Here is a 21,991-nt window from a genome sequence, read left to right on the forward strand (position 1 = left end):
CCCGCCCCGCGCTGCCCGCCCCGCGCTGCCCGCCCCGCGCGCCCCGCGCGCCGCCCTTCCGCCCGTCGATCATGGAGTTGTGGTGGGATGAACATCCCGTTTCGCGCCTTTGATGAGGCACCACAACTCCATGATCGACGCGGGCAGAGGGCGCGACGCCGCTGACCCCCGCGATCTTGCAGTTTCTGCGCCGACAAATCGGTCCAGAGCACGCAATTCGACAACCGAAAGTGCAAGATCGCCGCGCCCGGCCGCCCGGCCGCCCGGCCGCCCGGCGGGGCGGGCCGGGCGGGGCGGGTTAGCCGGCGGTGGCGGTGGCTAGTTTGAGGCTGAAAGCTAGGAAGAGGGCTGCTACGGCGGTGGTGCCGCCGGCAGCCAGGCGGCGACGTTGGCGGAACTGGGCGGCCAGGAAGGTGCCCGCGAAGATCAACGCGGTCAGGTAGAGCGCGCTGGTCACCTGCGCGATCAGCCCGAGCAGCAGGAACGACAGCGCCGGCCAGGCGTAACCGGGGTCGACGAACTGGATGAAGAACGAGATGAAGAACAGGATCGCCTTCGGGTTCAGCAGGCTGATCACCAGCGCCTTGCGGAACGGGCTGCGCATCGCCGCCGGCTCTGCGGCGTCGATGAGCCGCGGCGTGTCCGGGTCGTTGCGGTCGCGCCAGCGCCGCACGGCGCCGAGCAGCATGGTCACCCCGACATAACCGAGGTACGCGGCACCCGCGTACTTGATCACCATGAACAGCGGCGGGTACGCCTTGAGCAGCGACGCCACCCCGGCGGCGGAGAGGAACATCAGCACCCCGTCGCCGACGAACACGCCAGCGGCGGCCCGGTAGCCGACCGCGACGCCCCGTTTGGCGGCGGTGGAGAGCACGAAGAGTGAGTTCGGCCCGGGCAGCAGGATGATGGCCACGGTGCCCAGCACGTACGTCCAGATGTCGGTGATCCCCAGCACGCCCGCCATCATCACGCCACCGGTGCGGTCCGCAGAAGTCTTTCTCGCAGCCTGGCCTGTGCGTTCGGCCACTCGTCGACGGTCATCGCGTACTGCACGGTGTCCCGCCAGGAGCCGTCCGGGCGTTGCCGGTGCATCCGCAGCACCCCTTCCCGGGTCGCGCCGAGTCGTTCGATGGCCGCCTGGGAGCGAACGTTGCGGATATCGGTGTGCCAGGCGACCCGTACCGCGCCCAGGTCGTCGAAGGCCCGGCCGAGCAGCAGCAACTTCGCTTCGGTGTTGATCGCGGTACGCCACCAGGGCCGGCCGAGGAAGGTGTGCCCGATCGCCACCGAGCGTCGCTGGGGGTCGATCTCGTAGTAGGAGGTGCTGCCCACCACCGTGCCGGTGGCCGCGCACCGCTGCACCCAGGCCACCCGCTCGCCGCGGTGCTGGGCGGCCAGGGCGGTGCCGATCACCTCGGCGGTCCCGGCGGGCGTGGGGGGCGGCGCGACGGTGAGGTGCCGCCACACGTCGGCGTCGGCGGTGGCGGCGTGCAGCTCGTCGGCGTGTGCCAGGTCCAGCGGCTCAAGCCGAACGTGCTCGCCGTGCAGCGGCACCGGGTCGTGCCAGGGCGTACGGGGCGTCCGCAGGTACGCCGGCAGCGGCGCGGTGACCCCGGCGTCCGGCTCGGGTGCCCCGGCGGTGAGGCGCAGTGGCAGCACCCCGGCCCAGTGCGGCAGGTGCAGGTCGGCCTCGTCCTCGCGGACCCCGCCGGTGCGGGCGCGGACGGACACCTCGCGCAGGGGCAGCGCCAGGACGGCGGTCTCGGCCAGTTCGCGACGGCTGGGCGGACGGGTGGCCGTGCTGCGTCCCGCGCCGACCTTCTCGACAAGTGCGGTGAGCATGGCGAGCTTCTCCCGCTCGTCGGTGACGAGTCGGGCGGTGCCGTGTGCGACGACCGAGCGGTAGTTGGCGCTGTGGTGGAACTGGGAACGGGCGTAGACAAGCCCGTCGAGCAGGGTCACCGCGATGCAGACCGGCAGCCCGTCGTCGCCCCGGGCGGCGAGCAGTGGCCGACTTCCGGTGGAGCCGTGCAGGTAGAGCGTGTCGCCGATGCGGACGTGCAGGGTGGGCAGCACCCGGGGTTGGCCGTCGACGACGAAGCTGAGCGCGCAGTCGTACGCCTCGTCGAGCACGGCGTGGGCGGCGGCCTCGTCGTAGCTCATCGTGTCGCGGGAGCGGCGGGGTGTGGTCCGGGCGGTAGGCGGATACATGCGCGCACCCCTTTGTTCTAGTACAATCTCTGATTTGTGTCAGCACACTATCAGCTCACCGGTACGACAGCCGTCGAGATTTCGGCGAGCATCGAGTCGGGCATCCGCGCCGGCGCGCTCTTGCCGGGGGCCGCCCTGCCTCCCGTGCGGGCACTCGCCGCGCAGTTGGGGGTCAGCCCGGCCACCGTCGCCCGCGCCTACCAGCAGCTACGCCAGCGCGGCCTGCTCGCCACCGCCGGTCGGCACGGCACCCGGGTGCGCCCCCGCCCGCCGGTGGCCGCCCGCCGATCCGCGCTGCGCCCCTCACCGCTGCCCGGTGCCCGGGACCTGTCCCGGGGAGAGCCCGACCCCCGGCTGCTCCCGCCGCTAGGCCCGCACCTGGCCGCGCTCGCCACCGACGGAGGCCCCTCGGTCGGTTACCTCGATGCCGGCGTGCTGCCCGAGCTCGCCGAGGCGGCCCGCGCCCGGCTGCGCGCCGACGGCGTACCGGCCGAGGAGTTGACCCTCACCGGCGGGGCGCTTGACGGCATCGAGCGGTTGCTCGGCGCCCACCTGCGCCCCGGCGACGCGGTGGCGGTCGAGGACCCGGGCTGGGCCAACCTGCTCGACCTGGTCGCCGCGCTGGGGCTGCGCCCGATCGGCGTGCCGCTCGACGACGACGGGCCGCTTGTCGACGGGGTGGCCGCCGCGCTTGCCGCCGGAGCGCGAGCGCTGATCATCACCAGCCGGGCACAGAACCCGACCGGCGCCGCCGTCTCCGCGACCCGCGCCGAGGCGCTGCGGACGCTGCTCGCCGGCCGACCGGACCTACTGCTGATCGAGGACGACCACGCTGCCGAACTGGCCCGCGTACCCCTGCACTCGCTCGCCGGTGCGACCGCGAGTTGGGCCTTCCTCCGCTCGGTGAGCAAGCCCTTCGGCCCGGACCTGCGGCTGGCGGTGCTGGTCGGCGACGAGACGACTGTCGCCCGGGTGAGCGGCCGTACCCGGGTCGGCGCCGGCTGGGTCTCCACCGTGCTGCAACGCCTGGTGCTCGCCCTGTGGCGGGACCCAGCGGTCACCGAGGTGGTGCGGCGGGCGGCGCAGAGCTACGAGCAGCGGCGCGAAGGGCTGCTCGCCGCGCTGGCCGAGCACGGCCTGACCGCGCACGGTCGCAGCGGCATCAACGTCTGGCTGCCGGTCGCGGACGAGACAAGCACGGTGACCGCGCTCCGCGACGCCGGCTGGGCGGTGGCCCCCGGCGCGCTCTACCGGATCGCCGCCCCACCCGCCCTGCGCATCACCGTCAGCTCCCTGGACGCCGCCGACCTGGCCCCCCTGGCCGCCGCCCTGGCCCGAGCCGAGATCCCACCCCCCTCCCAAGGCTTCCCCACCTGACCCACCCACCCCCCACCCCCACCCCATCGCGGGGATTCGGGACGGCCGGGACGGGTATGCGGGCGCCCGGAGGTGGGGGACATGGCGTCTGGTGGGGCTCGTAAGGGGATCTGGATCGCGGTGGCGGTGGCGATCATCATCATCGTCATCGTGCTGATCGCGATCGCGTCCGGCGGCGACGGGGGCGGTAACGGGTACTGACGGGAAGCGGCCGGTGCGCCGGGGCGTATCCGGCAGCCGTCGTCGAACGGGTATATAACAGTCGGCATGGCCGAGCAGACCGGGAGCGCTCCGGGCGCCCAGCGGTTCATCCCGCCCGACGCCGACACCATCGACGACCTGCGCACCGCCGCCGGCGGCTGCCGGGGCTGCGAGCTGTACCGGGACGCCTCGCAGACGGTCTTCGGCCGGGGCGACGAGAGCGCCCGCGTCGTGCTCGTCGGCGAGCAGCCCGGCGACATGGAGGACCAGAAGGGGCTGCCCTTCGTCGGCCCGGCCGGACGCCTGCTGCGCCGCGCGGTCGACGACGCCGGGCTGGACCCGGGTCACCTCTACCTCACGAACGCCGTCGCATTGGTTTGAACATGTATAAACCCGGTACAGCACCTCCGATGCGCCGGTCGATTTGCAGGCCTCTTCCTAACCACTCTCCCGCTGTGGAACCTTGCGTCCTCACCGCTCAACGGTTGGCCGCCGCCGGAGTGGGGCGAGTGTTAGGCGGTGAGATGTTGCCAGAAGTATGGCGCAAAGACGCTCAACGGATTCTCCACCGCTGCTTGTTCGTCGAGTGTTTTACGGATTTGGGTAGCGATCTGTGCTTTGAATGATTCGAGCTGAGGAACAAGCGAGTAGATGTCCGTTGTATCTATAACGACGGTTCGAACTTGTCCCACGTCGAAAGGTAGAGGATCGGCGGCTCGACTAATCTGAACGATCGGCTTCCGCACGGCGTGCCTTAGGGCGAGCTCGTAGAAGACGTTGGGGTTGTGAAACGATAGATCCGCGATTACCAGCTTGCTGTGAATAATGTATTCGATGATCTGACGCGTGATCATACCGGCATTGCCGATCTGGTCCGCGCGCACCAACTGGAGCCCGAACTCAGACAAGGCTGGTTCAATCAAGGAGCCCATGAAGAGGTCTGAGTGCCTCCGATGCTCGGACTCCTCGGTCCCGATCGGTGTGATGTAGAAGCACGTTTTTCCAAAGTCCTCAGTGTTGCCGCCGAGCTTCGGCTCGTTCCGAGGGCTCGGCAAGGCGGGGATCGTTTGTCGAGGTGATGCGCTGGCGGTGCGAGGCAGGAAATCGTCGAGCACTGTATCTATGCTAAGTACGCGCTCAGCTCCGCTTATCGAGCGTAGCACTCCCGTGAACTTCATGTTGACGGTAAACGTCTCAATGCATTTCGTTAAATCGTCATCTGGTACGCCCAAGTCCCGCGCTTTATCCATTAAAACTGCTTGAGAGGGAAGTCGGCTTCCCTTGTAGGTTTGGAAAAGCGTATTGAAGACCTCTATCTGTTCAATAGCCAACTTGAAGCGGGCGCGGGCCTTGGCTGAGGGTGTTACATCATCTGCAACCGCAAGTAGGCCGTCTTCTGTCAGAGACAAATGCTCGGCGCTGTAACTTCCAGTGGTTAGGTGGTATTTTGCGCTGTTGGTTACTAGCTGGCGGGTGGGGCCGCTATCCGGGCTCTTTCCCAGGCTGTCGAACAACGTGAGCCTGCGAACTGGCTTACCTGCCCCGTTTTCGTAGATGGCTTTGGCGAGATCTAAAGCATCTTCGAAAGTTGCTGCTGGGAAGAGCGGTGTTCGACGAGTCTTCTTGGGTTCTGCGGAAATTTTCTTGTTGGACGCCTTGCGGGCGGCTGTCGCCTTCTTTGTGGCTGCTTTTCGGGGCCGCGCAGCGGCGATCTTAGGAGACGGGCGGGTGCTGGAAGGTCCGTTGACCTTTTGCAGGTAGGGCCTCTGCTTGTCGGATTGATCATCTACCGGAGGTGAAGATTGCTCGGGTGCTGATGATCCACTTGCGACGGATTCGATAGTTTCCAGCGTTGAGCCGTTGGCTGAGGTGTCCACGACTACAGCGTAGGGGGACCACGACCTTGTTGGCCGTAGGCAGGCCGCCACTGCTCCGTCATCAATCCGAGGTGTTTCAGTTCGTTGTGATGCCCTCGTTGTATACACAATATTGCTAGGTCAAGCACTTCCGCTTCGAGCTGCGCGGCAAGCGGCGGATCCACCAGACTCCGGACCAGGTGCACGTCACCGCCTGCCGCCCCTGGTTGGTCGCTGAGTTCGCCCGGCTGCGCCCGGAGATCGTGGTGGTGCTCGGCGCGACCGCCGCCAAGGCCCTGCTCGGTCCGTCCTTCCGGGTCACCCGGCAGCGGGGCGAGCTGCTGCCCTGGCCGGAGTCGGCCCAACACCCCGCGGACTTCGCGCAGGTGCCGGTGGACAGCGCCGGTAAGCGGGCCGACGCGCCGCAGGCCCGGCTGCTGGCCACCATCCACCCGTCCGCCGTCCTGCGCGCCGACGACCAGGACAGGGCGTACGAGGGTCTGGTCGCCGACCTCACCGTGGTCACCCGCGCCCTGCCCGGCTGACACCGGAGCAGTCCACGATCGACAGCGCATGCGGGGATTGCGCGGCGGTCGGGCCTGGGTAACGGAAGCCGATGGATGTTGAGAGCGGCCCCCGTCGTGCCGATGCGCCTACCGAGGCCGGGGAGGGTCGCCGGGGATGGCGGGGGTTCCTCGAACGGGCGCCCGGTCTCCAGATCATGGCCGTCTACTGGGTGCCGATGACGGTGTTCATCGGGCTGCCGGTGCGCTGGCTCTTCGACCGGCAGGAGCCGCTTGTCGAGGCCGTGCCGGGCAGCGACGGGCCGCAGCGAGCTGGTCACCTCGTACTCCCACGCCTGGGACCGGACGCGCTACATCGAGGGCGCCTGGACCTCGCCCCGCCACGGCACGGCCGGCTACAACCTGTTGCTCCAGCCGGCCGGGCGGGTCTACTTCGCCGGGGACTGGCTGAGCCACGAGGTGGCCTGGCAGCACGGCGCGTTCGTAGCGGCCCGCTCGGCGGTGTCGTCGCTGCACCAGCGCGTGATGGCCGGCTGACCGACCAGGCGGGCCAGGCGTGTCCGTCCCGGTCCGCACCCGGTTCAAGACCCAGCCAAGATCCGCGCAACTTCGGGGGAAGTGCTGCCTCCGGGCACGCTGAGACAGCACCATCCCTGACGTTGCGCGGATCATTCGGGGCGCGGGGCGCGGGGCGCGGGGCGCGGGGCGCGGGGCGCGGGGCGGCGGGCGGCGGGTTGGGTGCGCGAGGATGGGGCCACCCTCTTCGTAAGGAGCGCCGATGGCCACCGACCTGACCGCGCCGCGTACCGCCCGACCCGACGTCGCGTCGATCCAGCGGCGCACCCTGCGGCTGCTCTTCACCACCCAGATCATCGGCGGGATCGGCGTGACCATCGGCATCGCCGTGGGCGCGCTGCTCGCGGCCCGGATCGCCGGGACCGCGGTGGCCGGCGTCGCGCAGAGCGCCGGGGTGGTCGGTGCCGCGCTGCTCGCCGTCCCGGTCACCCGGATCATGGCCCGGCACGGTCGCCGGCCGGGCCTGGTGCTGGCGTACGCGGTCGGCGCCGTCGGCGGCCTCCTCGTGGTGCTGGCCGCGGCCACCCGCTGGGTGCCGCTGCTCTTCCTCGGGATGCTGCTCTTCGGCGGCGGCACCGCGGCGAACCTGCAGGCCCGCTACACGGCCGTGGACCTCGCCGAGCCCGCCCGTCGGGGGCGGCAGCTCTCCCTGATCGTCTGGGCCACCACAATCGGTGCGGTGGCCGCGCCGAACTTCGCCGCGCTTGCCGACCGGGTCACCACCGGCTGGGGGCTACCCCCGCTGGCCGGCCCGTTCGCGTTCAGCGCGGCCGCGTTCGTGCTGGCTGCCGTCGTACTCCTCGGGTTGCTCCGGCCCGACCCGCTGCTCACCGCGCGGCGGCTCGCGGCGGCCGACGCGCCGGGTGGTGCGACGCCGGCCGCCGCGCCGGTCGAGGTGCGCGCGCCGCGCGGCGCCGGGATGCGTGCGGCCTGGTCGGTGGTACGCGGACAGCCCGCCGCCCGACTCGGCATCGCCGCCGTGGCGGTGGGTCACCTGGTGATGGTGGCGGTGATGGCGATGACCCCGGTCCGGCTCGGTGAGTCGCACGCCGACGCCGACGTGCTGCGGCTGGTCGGCATCGTGTTGAGCCTGCACATCGCCGGCATGTACGCGTTCTCCCCGGTGGTCGGTTGGCTCACCGACCGGCTCGGTCGACGGGCGGTGATCCTCGGTGGGGTCGCTCTGCTGCTGGCCGCCTGCGCGGTCGCCGGCACCGCCGGGCACCACACCCCCCGGCTCTCGGTGGGCCTGGTCCTGCTCGGGTTGGGTTGGTCGGGGACGATGGTGGCCGGCTCGACCCTGCTCTCCGAGTCGGTGGCGGCGAGTGTGCGGCCGAGCGTCCAGGGGCTGTCCGACCTGATCATGGGCCTGGCCGGGGCGGTGGCCGCCGTGGTCAGCGGGTTTGTCATGCAGTTCGCCGGTTATCCCGTGCTCACCCTGCTCGCGGCGGTCGCGGCGGCGCCCCTGGTGGCGCTAGCGTTGCGCCCGGTGCCGACCGGGGCACCGGACGAGGAGGGCTGATCACTGTGCGGCTGACCGACTTCTGGACGCGACTGGACGAGGCGTTCGGGCCCGGCTACGCGGCCAGCATCGCCCGCGATCAGGTGCTGTCCCAGCTCGGTGGACGGACCATCGAGCAGGCCCTGGCATCGGGGGAGCAGACGCACGTGGTGTGGCGGGCGGTCTGCGCCGCGTATCCCGACCGCGTGCCCGCGCGACTACGCTGAGCAGCCTTTTTGCCGGTTCCGCGTGTCGCTTGTCGAGTCGTACACCTGTTCGGCTATTGTCCACAGCGGGGTGCTCGTCCACAGCTCGCGGCCCGTCGGCTGGTTTTCTGTCGGACCTAGCGCCTAGCGTGTCCGCGTGACGCGAAGCTCAGCAAAGACGCCGGCGAAGGCAGGGGTGGCAACCATGGCAGCAGGGCCTGACCGGGAGAAGGCACTCGACCTTGCTCTCGCTCAGATCGACAAGCAATTCGGCAAGGGCTCGGTGATGCGGCTGGGGGAGCGGCCCGTCGTCCAGACCGCCGTGATCCCGACCGGCTCCATCGCGCTCGACGTGGCGCTCGGTGTGGGCGGTCTGCCGCGAGGCCGGGTGATCGAGGTCTACGGTCCCGAGTCCAGCGGTAAGACCACGGTGGCCCTGCACGCGGTGGCCAACGCCCAGCGCAACGGCGGCATCGCCGCCTTCATCGACGCCGAGCACGCGCTCGACCCGGAGTACGCGAAGGCCCTCGGCGTCGACACCGACGCGATGCTCGTCTCCCAGCCAGACACCGGCGAGCAGGCGCTCGAAATCGCGGACATGCTGATCCGCTCCGGCGCTCTGGACATCATCGTGATCGACTCGGTGGCGGCCCTGGTGCCGCGCGCCGAGATCGAGGGCGAGATGGGCGACAGCCACGTGGGCCTCCAGGCCCGGCTGATGAGCCAGGCGCTCCGGAAGATCACCGGTGTGCTCAGCAACACCGGCACCACGGCGATCTTCATCAACCAGCTGCGGGAAAAGATCGGTGTCATGTTCGGCAGCCCGGAGACCACGACCGGTGGTCGGGCGCTGAAGTTCTACGCCTCGGTCCGGCTCGACGTGCGACGCATCGAGAGCCTCAAGGACGGCACCGACGTGGTCGGTAACCGCACCCGGGTCAAGGTCGTGAAGAACAAGGTCGCCGCGCCGTTCAAGCAGGCCGAGTTCGACATCATGTATGGCAAGGGCATCTCGCGCGAGGGCTCGCTCATCGACGTCGGCGTGGAGCAGGCGATCATCCGCAAGTCCGGAGCGTGGTACACGTACGACGGCGACCAGCTCGGCCAGGGCAAGGAGAAGGCCCGGGAGTTCCTGAAGGAGAACCCGGACGTGGCCGCCGAGATCGAGAAGAAGATCCTGGAGAAGCTCGGCGTCGGGGTCGGCGCGGGTGACGCCGCCGGTGGCCCGGAGCTGCCGCCGGTCGACTTCTGACCGGTCGCTGACCCATGGCAGGACGACGCGCTCGTACGGGGCGGGGCTGGGATGCCAGTCCGCCCCGTACGGGCGACGCCACCGATCCGCCGCGTCCCCGCCGGGGTCGCCGGGCCGAGGCGGCGGCCGATGAACCGGCGCCGCCAGCGCGCGACGAGTCCGAGGTGGCCCGCGAGATCTGCCTGCGGCAGCTTGCCGTCCGGCCGCGCACCCGGGCCGAGCTGGCCGGCGCGTTGGCCAAGCGGGGCATCTCCGAGGAGGTGTCGGCGGAGGTCCTCGACCGCTACGACGAGGTCGGCATCATCGACGACGCCGCGTTCGCCCGGGCCTGGGTGTCCAGCCGGCACGCCGGCCGAGGCCTGGCTCGCCGGGCTCTCGCCAACGAGCTGCGCCGCAAGGGCGTAGACGGCGAGGTGGCCACCGAGGCGCTTGGTGAGCTGGACGAGGAGACCGAGGCGGACACCGCCCGTGGCCTGGTGGAGCGCAAGCTGCGTACCGCCCGAGGTGAGCCGGACGCGGTCTTCCGCCGGCTGGTGGGCATGCTGGCCCGCAAGGGTTACCCGCCCGGCGTGGCCATCCGGGCGGTGAAGGACGCGCTCGCCGCGCAGAGTGCCGAGGCTGCCGAGTTCGCCGAGCAGATCGACGCCGACGCGCTCGCCGAGGCGGAGGGTGAGTTGGAGCGCGACAACCGCTTGTCCGACTGAGCGGCGTGGGGTCGTCGGTGTCACACCACCGGCCCGCTGGCGGCACCCTCTCCACGGCTGAACAGGCACGACATCCGAATCGGGGCGGTCAGCTCGCCGCGTTTGTCCCCTCCTGTCCGCCGTGACATCAGCGCGTGGTGACGAATCAACTTCTCTCCGTTCGGGGGGTTTGATCATGAGTCCTTGACCTGAGCACCCCCGGAGACCTAGCCTCGCCATACAGGCTCACATTGCCCGACCAGCGCAGGCTAAGCGCACAACATAGATCGCGTAACAAGACAGCATCACTTTGGCCGACTCCACGGCCTTTGGCAGCAGTTCCGGACAGGCCGGTCCGGAACGCTGCGACAACTGCACCCGGTCGCCGACGCTGCCCACGGGCACCGCCGGCGGAGAAAGCTACCCACGGCCAGCCGCTCCGGTCGGGCGTCCACAGCCGCAGGAGTGTGCCTCCGGCACAGTCGCTGCGGTCTCGACGTTAGGGGAGGCGGCCATGGCGGGGCGGCGGCACAGGTTCATCGGTAGACCCGACGGGGTCCCGGCATGAACGCGTTCGACGTCGTGCTCCTCGCGGCCGTCCTCGTCCTCGCGGTGGTGGTGATCGGCGCCGTGCTCGTCGGCATCCGGACCCTGCGCCGGATGGGCACCGCGCCGGCAGCGGAGGATCCCGCCTTCATCGCCGAGAAGGACCGCCAGGAGCAGTCCCTGGCCGCCCTGCGGACCGCGGCCGACGAGGCGAACAGCACGATCGACGTGGCGAAGTCCGCGGCCGCCGCGGCCCGGACCGAGGCGGCGGCGGCGAAGGCCGAGGCGAAGGCGGCCCGCGCCGAGGCGCGGCGGGTCCTCGACGACGCCCGGGCCGAGGCGGACACCGTTCTGGAGCGCGCCCACAAGCAGGCCGAGGCGGACGCCGAGCAGTTGCGGACGGCAGCGCGGCGCAGCGGGGAGCGGGAGGTCGCGGTGCTCGCCGCCACCACCCGGGAGCAGGCAGCCGAGGTGGAGCGTCGGGCAGCTCGGATGGACGAGCGGGAGCGCATGCACACCGAGGAGGTGGAGCGGTTCGCCGAGCGGGAGCGGCAGCTCACCGCCGCGAAGGCCGCCCTCGCCGCCCGGGAGACCGCGCTCGCTCAGCGGGAGACCGAGCTGACCGAGTCGGAGGAGCTTCGCCGCCGGGAGCTGGAGCGGATCGCCGGGCTCACCGCCGACTCGGCGCGACTGGAGCTCGTCGACGCCATCGAGACGTCCGCCAAGCGGGAGGCGGCACTACTCGTCCGGGACATCGAGTCCGACGCGCGCAACACCGCCGAACAGCGGGCCCGACACATCGTGGTGGACGCGATCCAGCGGGTCGCCAGCGAGCAGACCGCGGAGAGCGTGGTGAGCGTCCTGCACCTGCCCGGTGACGAGATGAAGGGGCGGATCATCGGTCGGGAGGGGCGTAACATCCGCGCCTTCGAGTCGGTGACCGGCGTCAACCTGATCATCGACGACACCCCCGAGGCGGTGCTGCTCTCCTGCTTCGACCCGGTCCGTCGGGAGGTGGGCCGGCTGACCCTGGAGAAGCTGGTCCTGGACGGGCGGATCCACCCGCACCGGATCGAGGAGGTCTACGACCTGGCCCGGCAGGAGGTGGAGCAGCTCTGCCTCCGCGCCGCCGAGGACGCCCTGGTCGAGGTCGGCATCACCGAGATCCACCCGGAGCTGGTGACCCTGCTCGGCCGGCTGCGCTACCGCACCTCGTACGGGCAGAACGTGCTCAAGCACCTGGTCGAGACCGCCCACATCGCCGGCATCATGGCCGCCGAGCTGCGGTTGGACGTGCCCATCATCAAACGGTCGGCGTTCCTGCACGACATCGGCAAGGCACTCACCCACGAGGTGGAGGGCAGTCACGCCATCATCGGTGCGGACCTGGCCCGCAAGTACGGCGAGCACGAGGACGTGGTGCACGCCATCGAGGCGCACCACAACGAGGTGCCCCCGCAGACCATCGAGGCCGTGCTCACCCAGGCCTCCGACGCCTGCTCGGGTGGTCGGCCGGGCGCGCGGCGGGAGAGCCTGGAGGCGTACGTCAAGCGGCTGGAACGGATCGAGGAGATCGCGGCCGGCAAGCTCGGCGTGGACAAGGTCTTCGCCATGCAGGCCGGCCGGGAGATCCGGGTGATGGTCAAGCCGGACGACGTGGACGACATCGGCGCGGCCGTGCTGGCCCGGGACGTGGCCAAGCAGATCGAGGAGGAGCTGACCTACCCGGGTCAGATCCGGGTCACCGTGGTCCGCGAGTCCCGGGTCACCGAGATCGCCCGCTGACGTCGGCCGGCAGCCCTCGCCGCCGCCCACCCGCAGATGACCGAAGGCCGCCCCGAGGTGCTCGGGACGGCCTTCGGGCCTTCTGGTCGGTCTGGGGTGGCTCAGGCGTTGCCGCCGCCTCCACCGCCTCCACCGCCACCCTCGGCCTGGGACACCAAGGCCGCCGGCGGCGGGTTCTGTGCCGGGGTGCCGGCGGTCTTGCGGCCCTTGGCGAGCCGCTGCTGGACGTACTGCGCCAGCTTCGACAGCGAGTAGTTCACCACGATGAAGAGCACGGCGATCACGACGTAGACCTGGATCGGGTTGCCCAGCACGCCGATGATCTGCTTGCCGATGTTCAGGGTCTCCTCGTAGCTGATGATGAATCCCAGCGAGGTGTCCTTGAGGACCACGACCAGTTGGCTGATCAGGGCCGGCAGCATGATCCGGAAGGACTGCGGCAGCAGGATCATCCGGGTGGTCTGCGCCGGGGAGAGCCCGATGGCGGCGGCGGCCTCCGCCTGGCCGCCCGGCAGCCCCTCCATGCCGGAGCGGAGGATCTCGCCGATCACCACCGAGTTGTAGATGGTGAGGCCGATGACCAGATACCAGAGGTTGTCGAAGTAGAGGCCGAACTCGGGGAAGCCCCGGGCCACGAAGAAGATGGTGATCACCACGGGGAGGCCACGGAACACCTCGACGCAGACCCGGGTGACGGCGGACAGCAGCGTGCTCAGCCCTCGCAGCAGGTACGCCAGCGGGGTGGCGAGGCCGGTGAACCTGCGACCGGTCAGGCTCTTGAGCTGGATCCGCAGCACGGCCAGGAGCGTGCCGACCACAAGTGAGGCCACGATGGCCAGCGCCGCCGCGATCAGGGTGTTCTTGAAGCCGAGGGCGATCCGGTCCCAGACCTGGGAGAAGTTCTCGTTGGAGGGGTCGAGCAGCGGCCCCCACAACTCCATCGAGAGCTGGCCCTTCTCGTCCAGGGGCCGGTAGATCAGGAAGTACGCCCCGACGAGCAGGACGACCGCGGCGACGATGCTGCTGATCAGGGTGATCCGCCGCTGCCGCGGCCCGGGGACGTCGTAGAGGACGCTTGTCTGCTGACTCATCGGGCCACCGCCTGTCGCTTCTCGATCCGGTCCAGCAGGGCGCCGAGCGGCACGGTCATGATCAGGTAGCCGATCGAGATGCCGATGGCGACCGGGATGAAGGCGTAGCCCTCGGCGCCGGTGAGTTGGTCGGCGGTGGCCGACAGGTCGCCGACCACACCGAAGAAGCCGGCCAGCGCCGAATTCTTGATCATCGCAATGATCACCGAGCCGAGCGGCACCACCGAGGCCTGCCAGGACTGCGGCAACACCACGTGGCGCAGGTTCTGCCCGAAGGTCAGGCCCAGGGACCGTGCCGCCTCCGCCTGGCCGGCCGGCACCGCGTTGACTCCGGACCGCAGCGCCTCGCAGACGAACGCGGCGGTGTACAGCACGAGGGCGATGAGCGCGAACCGGAAGTACGGAAGGTCGGTGCCGAGCCGGGTGAAGAGCGAGTCGAGCACCGGGATGCGGAGGAAGTCCGCATTGGAACCGAGTGCCGGCAGGCCGAACGCGGCGAAGAACATCACCACGGTCAGCGGCATGTTGCGGAAGATGTTCACATAGCTGGTGCCGAGTGCGCGCAGCGGCGGCACCGGTGAGATGCGCAGCACCGCGACGATGGCGCCCAGGACGAGGGCGCCGATCGCGGCGAGGATGCAGATCTGGAGGGTGAGCCAGAAACCACCCGCAAAGACGTCGAACTTGTCGATGAGCACGTTCACGGGTCGGTGTTCCTCCCCACCCTCCAGATCGAAGGATCAGTAGCGGTTGATGGTGGGCGCGGCACCCAGTTCCGCGCCGAACTTGCCGGCGGTGCTGTCCCAGGCCTTCTTCCAGCTACCGTCGGCGACCGCCTTGTCCAGCGTGTCGTTGACGAAGCTGCGGAAGTCCGCGTCCTCCTTCTTCACCCCGATGCCGTACGGCTCCTTGGTGAAGTTGCTGCCGGCCAGCTTGAACGACGCCTCGTCCTTTGCGATGTAGCCGAGCAGGATCACGTTGTCCGTGGTCACGGCGTTGACCTGGCCGCCCTTGAGGGCGTCCCGGCACTTGTCGTAGGTGTCGAAGAGCACCAGCTGGGTGCCGACGTCCTTGACGTACTGCTTGATCGTCTCGGCCGGGGTGGAGCCGGTGACGGAGCAGACCTTCTTGGTGCCGTCCTTGAACGAGTCCGGACCGGTGATGGTCGTGTCGTCCTTCTTGACCAGGATGTTCTGGCCGGCCTCGTAGTACGGGCCCGCGAAGGCGATCCGCTCCTTGCGCTTGTCGTTGATCGTGTAGGTCGCGGCGACCAGGTCGACCGTGCCGTTGACGATGACGTCCTCACGGACCTTCGAGGGGGCCTCGACCCACTCGATCTTGTCCTCGGGGATGCCGAGCTCCTTGACGATGATCTTGGCGATCTCGACGTCGAAGCCCTCCGGCTTGCCCGACAGGCCCTTCAGGCCGAAGCCGGGCTGGTCGAACTTGGTGCCGACCTTGATCTTCTGGGCCTTGTTCAGCTTCTCCATGGTGGTGCCGGCGGTGAAGGACTTGCTGCCAGCGCCGGTGCCCTCCCCGCCGTCGTCGCCACCGCAGGCGGTGAGGCCGAGCGCCAGAGCGGCGACCGCGGCGACTGCCGCAACGCGCGTGATACGCATACTCTTCTCCTTCTTCGACGGAGCCCACCGAGTGCGGCGCGCTCCACTACGGACGCCTAGTGCGTGAGGATCTTGGAGAGGAAGTCTCGGGCCCGCTCACTGCGCGGGTTCGCGAAGAACTCCGCGGGTGGGGCGTCCTCGACCAGTTGCCCGTCGGCCATGAAGATGACCCGGTTCGCCGCGTGCCGGGCGAAGCCCATCTCGTGCGTGACCACGACCATCGTCATGCCGTCGCTGGCCAGCGAGGTCATCACGTCGAGCACCTCGCCGACCATCTCCGGGTCCAGGGCGCTCGTCGGCTCGTCGAAGAGCATCGCCTTGGGCTGCATGGCCAGCGCTCGGGCGATCGCCGCCCGCTGCTGCTGCCCACCGGAGAGCTGGGCCGGGAACTTGTCCGCCTGGTTGGCGATGCCGACCCGGTCGAGCAGGGCGAGGCCACGCTCCCGGGCGGCGGCCGGCTTCTCCTTGCGGACCTTGACCGGGCCGAGGGTGACGTTCTCCAGGATGGTCTTGTGCGCGAAGAGGTTGAACGACTGGAAGACCATCCCAACCTCGCTGCGCAGCTTGGCGAGGGGTTTGCCCTCGGCCGGAAGCGGCTGGCCGTCGAAGGTGATGGTGCCCGAGTTGATCGGTTCCAGTCGGTTGATCGTGCGGCACAGCGTCGACTTGCCGGAGCCGGACGGGCCGATCACCACGACCACCTCGCCCCGACCCACTGACAGCGAGACGTCGTCAAGCACGTGCAGCGGCCCGAACCACTTGTTGACCGCGTCCAGCACGATGAGCGGTTCGCCCGTCGTCACGTCGTCCACCGTCCCCTGTCGTCTCCCGGATCGGGGTCGGTTGACCCCCGGTGCGGCCACTGTAGGCGGCTTGATGTGGCAGAACGCAACCCAGCGGGTCACGGAGCGGTAACACCGGTCACGATCGTTCTCGGGCGTCCGATTTCGGTCACCGTATGGGCGGCGACGGTGGCGATCGTGGTGCCTTGTCGAGATCATGAGTAGATGACCGAACCCGTACGGCTGACCAAGTACGCCCGCGGCGGTGGCTGCGCCTGCAAGATCCCACCCGGCGAGCTGGAGATCATGGTGGCCGGTCTCGGCCCGGCGACCGGCACCGCGGAGCTGTTGGTGGGGTTGGACCACGGCGACGACGCGGCGGTGGTGCGCCTGGACGAGCGGACCGGCGTGGTCAGCACCGCCGACTTCTTCACACCTGTGGTCGACGACGCGTACGACTGGGGTCGGATCGCCGCGGCCAACGCGCTCTCCGACGTGTACGCGATGGGCGGCACCCCGCTGGTGGCGCTGAACCTGCTCTGCTGGCCGCGCGACGTGCTCCCGCTCGAGTTGGCCCGCGAGGTGCTGCGCGGCGGTCAGGACGTGGCGCGGGAGGCCGGCTGTCACCTGGCCGGTGGGCACAGCGTCGACGACGACGGCCCGAAGTACGGTCTCGCGGTCACCGGCACGGTCCGTCCGGAGGAGCTGATCACCCTCGACGCCGGGCGGGCCGGGGTGCCGTTGTCGCTTACCAAGCCGCTCGGGGTGGGCGTGCTGAACACCCGCCACAAGGCGACGGGTGAGAGCTTCCCGGAGGCGGTCGCGACGATGAGCGCGCTCAATCGGGACGCCGCCCGTGCGGCGGTCGCCGCCGGCATCCGCTGCGGCACCGACGTGACCGGCTTCGGGCTGCTCGGGCACGCCTCGAAGCTGGCCCGGGCCAGCCAGCTCACGGTGGCCATCGACACCGCCCGGGTGCCCTACCTGGCCGGCGCGCGGGAGGCGCTGCGGGACGGGTACGTGAGCGGCGGCAGCCGGCGCAACCTGGACTGGGTGACCCCGTGGACCGACTTCGGCGCGGCCGACGAGGCCGAGCGGTTGCTGCTTGCCGACGCGCAGACCTCCGGTGGCCTGCTTGTCGCCGGCGAGGTGCCCGGCGCTCCCGTGGTGGGCGAGCTGCTGCCCCGTGGGGAGCACCTGGTCGTCCTGCGCTGACCGAGGGCTGCCGACACGCGATGGCGGTGGTGCGGACGCCGCACGATACCCGATAAACTGTCACCTTCCCGCTACTCCGAGCAATGCCGCTCAGGGAAATTTTGCCCGGAATGGTCACAGACCGGTAACTTGCCCCCGGCTGGGGTCAAATGCCCCCCACCATCGTCAGTAAGGCCCGATCCGGAGGCCGGTGGGGACGAACGCAGCGAGGAGGCGGAATGACCGAGCTGTGGAACTGGAGAATCGACGGGGCTCGACCCGTGGAGGTCTACCCGGCGCTTGCCGAGGCGCTTGGTCGGGTGGTGATGCCGTTGGCGGCTGCCGACCCGGCGCGGCTGCCGACGTACGCGGTGGTGTGCGACGTCTGGGAGGCGCCGGGCGAGTTCGCGACGGTGGTTGACTGCTACGGCGTGCCCGAGCAGCTCTCCGAGCACGCGAGCATCGCCGCGCTGGCCCGACTGCTCGGCCGCAACTGCCTGTTGCGCGACGACACGCTCGACGCGGGGCGGCACCTGCTCGTCGCCCCGGACGGCACGGTCCGTCCGGTGCACTTCGACGTGCGGGACACCGACGACGGTGAGGTGCTCAGCAAGCTGCGGCTCTGCTCTCTCGGTGACCCGGGTTGTCGGGGCTGGTCGCAGTGTCACCGCTCGCGTTGGGCGCCCGACACCGTCGCCCCCGCGCTCGCCGCGGCCTGACCCGCAAGGGGTCAGGCCCGGCCGGGTGCCGGGCCGGTAAGCCGGTCGTGGCGGCGATCAGCCGGCGGCGGCGGCCGAGCGGTCCGTGGTCCCCGACGCGGCACCCCGCACCACCAGTTGGTCGAGCAGGGTGCGCGTCGCCTCGGCCACCGCGGCCACCGCGGCGTCGAACGCGGCGGCGTTGTGCGCGGCGGGCGCCCGGAAGCCAGAGATCTTCCGGACGTACTGCAACGCCGCCGCCTCGACGTCCGCGTCGGTCACCTGCGGGGTGAACGGTTCGCGCAGCGTCTTGATGCTCCGGCACATGTCAGGTCCTCCTTCGTCCACCGGGGGCTGCCACTCGCCGTACGGGCGATGGCACCGACGGTGACACTTGGTCGATATTTGTCTATCCTGGTCACGGACCAGAGCCGTTCGAGCCACACCCGCCGCTCGCGCTCCCAGCGCCCCGGGCCCCCGGAGACTCATTGTGGACCATGCCCCCACCCGCCCGTCCCGTCCCGACCTAGACGATCTCACCCGTAGCCTGCACACCCCACTCGACCGGGTCGCCGTGGAGCACGCCGACCTGATCGAGGCGGTGCGCAGGCGGGTCGTCACCAACGACTCCATGCCGTTCGGCACCGTGGCCGTCGCCGCCTTCAACTCGTCCATCTGACCGATGGTCTGCCGGTGCGGTCCACCCGGAGTGGGCGGCCCCTGCCGGCGGATCAGCCAGTTCGTGCTGAAGGTGCACAGCCGCTGCGACCTCAGCTGCGACCACTGCTACGTCTACCAGCACGCCGACCAGACCTGGCGTGGCCGTCCGGCCCGGATGCCGACGGCCACGGTCCAGGCCGCCGCGCGGCGCATCGCCGAGCACGCCCGTGAGCACGGGTTGCCGATCGTGCACGTGGTGCTGCACGGGGGTGAGCCGCTGCTGCTGGGGGCCGCCGGGTTGCGGGAGGTGCTGGCCGAGCTGCGCGCGACGATCACCCCGTGGGCGCTGCTCGACCTGCGCATGCAGACCAACGGCGTGCTGCTCGACGAGGAGCTGTGCCGGCTGTTCGTCGAGTACGACGTGCGGGTGGGTGTGTCCTTCGACGGCGACCGTGCCGCCAACGACCGCCACCGGGTCTTCGCGCACGGCGGCAGCAGCCACGACCACGTCCGGCGGGCGCTGGCCCTGCTTCGCCGACCGGAACACCGCGCCAGCTACGCCGGAATCCTCTGCACCATCGACGTCCGCAACGATCCCGACCGGGTCTATGAGGCGCTGCTGGCCGAGAGCCCGCCCCGGGTCGACCTGTTGCTGCCGCACGCCACCTGGGACCATCCCCCGGAGCGGCCCGGGTCCGCGCCCACGCCGTACGCGGACTGGCTGGGGCGGCTGCACCGGCGGTGGGTGGACGACGGGCGTCCGGTGTCGATCCGGATGTTCGAGGCGCTGCTCCCGGGCGGTGGCGGCACCGAGGCGTTCGGTCTGGCCCCGGCCGACGTGCTGGTCATCGAGGCGGACGGCAGTTGGGAGCAGGTCGACTCGCTGAAGACCGCGTACCACGGCGCGGCCGGCACCGGGTTCGACGTCTTCGACCACTCGGTGGACGAGGTCGCGCGGCACCCCGGGGTCGCCGTCCGGCAGGACGGCGTGGAAGGGCTCTGCGCGACCTGCCGGGCCTGCCCGGTGGTCGAACGGTGCGGCGGCGGCCTGTACGCCCACCGCTGGCGCTCCGGCTCCGGCTTCGACAACCCCTCGGTGTACTGCGCCGACCTGCTCCGTCTGGTCGACACCGTGGGCGCCCACCCGCCCAGCGCACCCGTGCCGCGGCAGCGGCAGGCCAGCCCACAGGTGTCGGGCGCAGAGTCCGGCACCTCGCCCGTCGACGCCCTGCTCGACGACCTGGCCACCGGGTACGGGTCGACGGAGACGCTCGGGTTGCTCGCCGCCACCCAGCTCTCGCTCACCCGGGCGCTGCTGGCGGCCGACCGGGGCCGGTCCGGCGCCACCCCCGCCTGGGAGTTGCTCGTGCACCTCGACCAAGCGGCGCCGGAGGCGGTCCGGGCGGTCCTGGCGCACCCCTTCGTCCGGCCTGCGCTCGTGCATCACCTCGACACGTCGACCCCGCCCGGCCCCGGCGCGCCGGTCGACCCACTGCCGGCTCTCGCCCTCGCCGCCGCCCTGCGCGCCGGCGTCGCCGCCGTGGTGCGGGTCCCGGTGCGGGCCGACACGATCACGGTGCCCACGCTCGGCAGCCTGGTGCTGCCCGGTCTCAGCGAGAGCGCCGAGGTGACCGTGCGGCCCGGCGAACTCCAGGTCCGCAGTGGGTCGGTCGAGCAGATGGTGCTGCTCGACCCGACAGTTCCACCGTCGCCCGGCTGGCAACCGACGCGCGACGTGTCGGTGCCCGGTGGCCGGCTGCTCGTCGAGGACGGCGACCCGTACCGCGACTGCTACGGCCAGCCGGTGCAACCCCGCCTGGAGGTGCCGGCCGCGCGGGCGTTGGGCCGTACCCTGGCCGAGGCCTGGCGGGTCGTGCACCGGGACGTGCCGGCGCACGCGGCGACGCTCGACGGCGGTCTGCGTGCCGTCGTTCCGTTGGCGCCCGACCCGGCGCGACCCCTGCGGAGCGCGACCGCCCGGCACGCGTTCGGCGCGGTCGCCATCACCCCGCATTCCGACCCGGAGACGATTGCGGTGCTGCTCGTGCACGAGTGGCAGCACGCCAAGTTGGGTGCGGCCCTCGACCTGTGTGACCTCGTCGAAGCCGGTGCGGGCACCCGGATCCGGGTGCCCTGGCGCCCCGACCCGAGGCCACCGGAGGGCGTCCTGCAGGGGGTGTACGCGCACCTCGCGGTCACCCAGGTCTGGCGGTCTCGGGCGGCCACCGACCAGAGGGACGCGTCAGCGCACGCGGCCCGCTTCCTGGCGTGGACCCGCGACGGCGTCGACGCGCTGCTGGCCAGCCGGTCGCTCACCGCGGCGGGTGAGCGGTTCGTCGGCCACCTGCGCCACGCCCTGGAGGAGACCCGTGTCGGGTCCCGATGACCACCCACCGCCCCGACTGGGCCGTCCCCGCATCGCCGACGACCTGCGGGCGCTTGGCGTCCGCCCGGGGGTGTGCCTGTTGGTGCACTGCGGCCTCCGTCGGGTGGGTCCGCTGGAGCACGGCCCGGCGACCCTCGCCGACGCGCTGCGCGAGGTCCTCGGCCCGACCGGCACGCTGCTGGTGCCCACCCACAACGACGGCAACTCGACCACGTCCCGGGCCCACCTGGCGGCCACCGCCGGTATGGGCCCGGCACAGCGCGAACGGTACGAGGCGTCGTTACCGGGCTGGGACCGCCGGACCACCCCCTCCCAGCGGATGGGTGTGCTCGCCGAGTACGTCAGGTGCGCCCCCGGCGCCATCCGCAGTGACCACCCGCAGACCTCGTTCGTCGCGCTCGGGCCGAAGGCCCGGCAGCTCACCGACGGCCATGACCTCACCTGCCACCTGGGGGAACGTTCACCGATCGGTGGCCTCTACGCGGCGGACGGGCAGATCCTGCTGCTCGGCCTCGGCTACGAGGCGTGCACCGCCCTGCACCTGGCCGAGTACCGGCTGCCGGTGCCGCCGCCGGAGCGCGACTACCACTGCTTCCGGCTCGTCGACGGGCGGCGGGTCCGCCTCGACTTCCGGGCTCCCGACCTGGACGACCGTGACTTCCCACGGGTGGGTGCCGCGCTCGACGAGACACCCTTGGTGCGGCACGGTCGGGTCGGGAGGGCCGCCGCCCGCCTGCTGCCGGCCCGAGCCACTGTCGACTTCGCGACTGCCTGGTTCGCCACGAACCGGTTGGCAGCGCGACGTTGACGCGCGGGCTACGCTGATGTTCCGGCCGCGCG

Annotated in this window: 20 protein-coding genes and 2 pseudogenes; 14 read left to right on the forward strand and 8 right to left on the reverse strand. The window is 70.7% G+C overall.

What is annotated here, in order from left to right:
* Positions 1–298: 298 nt before the first annotated feature.
* The gene (leuE, locus tag ACWER9_RS25515; RefSeq protein ID WP_452304207.1) at positions 299–970 is read right to left on the reverse strand and encodes a leucine efflux protein LeuE; all 672 of its coding nucleotides are present in this window, start codon (positions 968–970) and stop codon (positions 299–301) included.
* Positions 970–2,214 carry a bifunctional pyridoxamine 5'-phosphate oxidase family protein/GNAT family N-acetyltransferase gene (locus ACWER9_RS25520; protein ID WP_452304208.1) on the reverse strand — a complete coding sequence of 415 codons (1,245 nt, stop codon included), beginning with the start codon at positions 2,212–2,214 and terminating at the stop codon, positions 970–972. The genes leuE and ACWER9_RS25520 overlap by 1 nt, the downstream gene beginning before the upstream one ends.
* A gap of 36 nt (positions 2,215–2,250) precedes the next feature.
* Here ACWER9_RS25520 and ACWER9_RS25525 point away from each other — a divergent pair, with 36 nt between their 5' ends.
* Together ACWER9_RS25525 and ACWER9_RS25530 are read left to right on the forward strand one after the other, a co-directional pair.
* Entirely contained in the window at positions 2,251–3,591 is a 1,341-nt protein-coding gene (locus tag ACWER9_RS25525; RefSeq protein WP_452304209.1) for an aminotransferase class I/II-fold pyridoxal phosphate-dependent enzyme, read from the forward strand.
* A gap of 267 nt (positions 3,592–3,858) precedes the next feature.
* A pseudogene (locus tag ACWER9_RS25530) lies at positions 3,859–4,161 on the forward strand (uracil-DNA glycosylase family protein); the annotation flags it as partial.
* 143 nt (positions 4,162–4,304) lie between these two features.
* Here ACWER9_RS25530 and ACWER9_RS25535 read toward each other — a convergent pair.
* On the reverse strand, positions 4,305–5,669 hold the full coding sequence (locus ACWER9_RS25535) for a hypothetical protein (protein WP_452304210.1): 1,365 nt from the start codon (positions 5,667–5,669) through the stop codon (positions 4,305–4,307).
* A gap of 119 nt (positions 5,670–5,788) precedes the next feature.
* Between ACWER9_RS25535 and ACWER9_RS25540 the strand changes: the two are divergent.
* The 7 genes and pseudogenes from ACWER9_RS25540 to rny all read left to right on the forward strand — a co-directional run.
* A pseudogene (locus ACWER9_RS25540) lies at positions 5,789–6,193 on the forward strand (uracil-DNA glycosylase family protein); the annotation flags it as partial.
* 252 nt (positions 6,194–6,445) lie between these two features.
* The gene (locus tag ACWER9_RS25545) at positions 6,446–6,709 is read left to right on the forward strand and encodes an FAD-dependent oxidoreductase (protein ID WP_452304211.1); all 264 of its coding nucleotides are present in this window, start codon (positions 6,446–6,448) and stop codon (positions 6,707–6,709) included.
* Positions 6,710–6,950: 241 nt separating this feature from the next.
* Positions 6,951–8,270, forward strand: a complete 1,320-nt coding sequence (locus ACWER9_RS25550) for an MFS transporter (RefSeq protein ID WP_452304212.1) — start codon at positions 6,951–6,953, stop codon at positions 8,268–8,270.
* 5 nt (positions 8,271–8,275) lie between these two features.
* Entirely contained in the window at positions 8,276–8,476 is a 201-nt protein-coding gene (locus tag ACWER9_RS25555; RefSeq protein WP_030489422.1) for a DUF3046 domain-containing protein, read from the forward strand.
* Positions 8,477–8,660: 184 nt separating this feature from the next.
* Complete coding sequence (gene recA, locus ACWER9_RS25560) at positions 8,661–9,707, forward strand: recombinase RecA (protein ID WP_088990914.1); 1,047 nt, start codon at positions 8,661–8,663, stop codon at positions 9,705–9,707.
* Between the two features lie 14 nt (positions 9,708–9,721).
* Positions 9,722–10,411 carry a regulatory protein RecX gene (locus ACWER9_RS25565; RefSeq protein ID WP_452304213.1) on the forward strand — a complete coding sequence of 230 codons (690 nt, stop codon included), beginning with the start codon at positions 9,722–9,724 and terminating at the stop codon, positions 10,409–10,411.
* Positions 10,412–10,954: 543 nt separating this feature from the next.
* Positions 10,955–12,721, forward strand: coding sequence for a ribonuclease Y (gene rny / locus ACWER9_RS25570; RefSeq protein ID WP_452304214.1), 1,767 nt, complete (start codon positions 10,955–10,957; stop codon positions 12,719–12,721).
* Positions 12,722–12,822: 101 nt separating this feature from the next.
* Here the strand turns inward: rny and ACWER9_RS25575 are convergent, their stop codons facing one another.
* The 4 genes from ACWER9_RS25575 to ACWER9_RS25590 are packed head-to-tail and all read right to left on the reverse strand — an operon-like array spanning position 12,823 to position 16,243.
* On the reverse strand, positions 12,823–13,812 hold the full coding sequence (locus ACWER9_RS25575; RefSeq protein ID WP_452304215.1) for an amino acid ABC transporter permease: 990 nt from the start codon (positions 13,810–13,812) through the stop codon (positions 12,823–12,825).
* Complete coding sequence (locus ACWER9_RS25580; protein WP_452304216.1) at positions 13,809–14,516, reverse strand: amino acid ABC transporter permease; 708 nt, start codon at positions 14,514–14,516, stop codon at positions 13,809–13,811. The genes ACWER9_RS25575 and ACWER9_RS25580 overlap by 4 nt, the downstream gene beginning before the upstream one ends.
* Positions 14,517–14,552: 36 nt before the next feature.
* Complete coding sequence (locus tag ACWER9_RS25585) at positions 14,553–15,431, reverse strand: glutamate ABC transporter substrate-binding protein (protein ID WP_452304217.1); 879 nt, start codon at positions 15,429–15,431, stop codon at positions 14,553–14,555.
* Between the two features lie 56 nt (positions 15,432–15,487).
* Positions 15,488–16,243 (reverse strand): amino acid ABC transporter ATP-binding protein, encoded by a 756-nt coding sequence (locus tag ACWER9_RS25590; protein ID WP_452304218.1) that lies wholly within the window; start codon positions 16,241–16,243, stop codon positions 15,488–15,490.
* 195 nt (positions 16,244–16,438) lie between these two features.
* Between ACWER9_RS25590 and selD the strand changes: the two genes are divergently transcribed.
* Together selD and ACWER9_RS25600 are read left to right on the forward strand one after the other, a co-directional pair.
* Positions 16,439–17,428, forward strand: coding sequence for a selenide, water dikinase SelD (selD, locus tag ACWER9_RS25595; RefSeq protein ID WP_452304219.1), 990 nt, complete (start codon positions 16,439–16,441; stop codon positions 17,426–17,428).
* Positions 17,429–17,646: 218 nt separating this feature from the next.
* The gene (locus ACWER9_RS25600) at positions 17,647–18,126 is read left to right on the forward strand and encodes a hypothetical protein (RefSeq protein WP_452304220.1); all 480 of its coding nucleotides are present in this window, start codon (positions 17,647–17,649) and stop codon (positions 18,124–18,126) included.
* A gap of 57 nt (positions 18,127–18,183) precedes the next feature.
* Here the strand turns inward: ACWER9_RS25600 and ACWER9_RS25605 are convergent, their stop codons facing one another.
* Positions 18,184–18,432 (reverse strand): DUF2277 family protein, encoded by a 249-nt coding sequence (locus ACWER9_RS25605; protein ID WP_452304221.1) that lies wholly within the window; start codon positions 18,430–18,432, stop codon positions 18,184–18,186.
* Positions 18,433–18,595: 163 nt separating this feature from the next.
* Between ACWER9_RS25605 and ACWER9_RS25610 the strand changes: the two genes are divergently transcribed.
* From ACWER9_RS25610 to ACWER9_RS25620, 3 genes are all read left to right on the forward strand, one after another.
* The gene (locus ACWER9_RS25610) at positions 18,596–18,784 is read left to right on the forward strand and encodes a hypothetical protein (protein WP_452304222.1); all 189 of its coding nucleotides are present in this window, start codon (positions 18,596–18,598) and stop codon (positions 18,782–18,784) included.
* A gap of 63 nt (positions 18,785–18,847) precedes the next feature.
* Positions 18,848–21,151: an FxsB family cyclophane-forming radical SAM/SPASM peptide maturase gene (locus ACWER9_RS25615; protein ID WP_452304223.1), complete on the forward strand. Its 2,304-nt coding sequence runs from the start codon at positions 18,848–18,850 to the stop codon at positions 21,149–21,151.
* Positions 21,135–21,959 (forward strand): aminoglycoside N(3)-acetyltransferase, encoded by an 825-nt coding sequence (locus ACWER9_RS25620; RefSeq protein ID WP_452304224.1) that lies wholly within the window; start codon positions 21,135–21,137, stop codon positions 21,957–21,959. Before ACWER9_RS25615 ends, ACWER9_RS25620 begins: the two co-directional genes overlap by 17 nt.
* Positions 21,960–21,991 lie beyond the last annotated feature (32 nt).

The sequence above is a fragment of the Micromonospora sp. NPDC003944 genome, assembly GCF_053605225.1.

What these genes read in the sequence shown, in the direction of transcription:
- leuE (WP_452304207.1), bottom strand. Translation starts at nt 970, where the DNA reads ATGATGGCGGGCGTGCTGGGGATCACCGACATCTGGACGTACGTGCTG.
- ACWER9_RS25520 (WP_452304208.1), bottom strand. Translation starts at nt 2,214, where the DNA reads ATGTATCCGCCTACCGCCCGGACCACACCCCGCCGCTCCCGCGACACG.
- ACWER9_RS25550 (WP_452304212.1), top strand. Translation starts at nt 6,951, where the DNA reads ATGGCCACCGACCTGACCGCGCCGCGTACCGCCCGACCCGACGTCGCG.
- recA (WP_088990914.1), top strand. Translation starts at nt 8,661, where the DNA reads ATGGCAGCAGGGCCTGACCGGGAGAAGGCACTCGACCTTGCTCTCGCT.
- ACWER9_RS25565 (WP_452304213.1), top strand. Translation starts at nt 9,722, where the DNA reads ATGGCAGGACGACGCGCTCGTACGGGGCGGGGCTGGGATGCCAGTCCG.
- rny (WP_452304214.1), top strand. Translation starts at nt 10,955, where the DNA reads ATGAACGCGTTCGACGTCGTGCTCCTCGCGGCCGTCCTCGTCCTCGCG.
- ACWER9_RS25575 (WP_452304215.1), bottom strand. Translation starts at nt 13,812, where the DNA reads ATGAGTCAGCAGACAAGCGTCCTCTACGACGTCCCCGGGCCGCGGCAG.
- ACWER9_RS25585 (WP_452304217.1), bottom strand. Translation starts at nt 15,431, where the DNA reads ATGCGTATCACGCGCGTTGCGGCAGTCGCCGCGGTCGCCGCTCTGGCG.
- selD (WP_452304219.1), top strand. Translation starts at nt 16,439, where the DNA reads ATGACCGAACCCGTACGGCTGACCAAGTACGCCCGCGGCGGTGGCTGC.
- ACWER9_RS25600 (WP_452304220.1), top strand. Translation starts at nt 17,647, where the DNA reads ATGACCGAGCTGTGGAACTGGAGAATCGACGGGGCTCGACCCGTGGAG.
- ACWER9_RS25605 (WP_452304221.1), bottom strand. Translation starts at nt 18,432, where the DNA reads ATGTGCCGGAGCATCAAGACGCTGCGCGAACCGTTCACCCCGCAGGTG.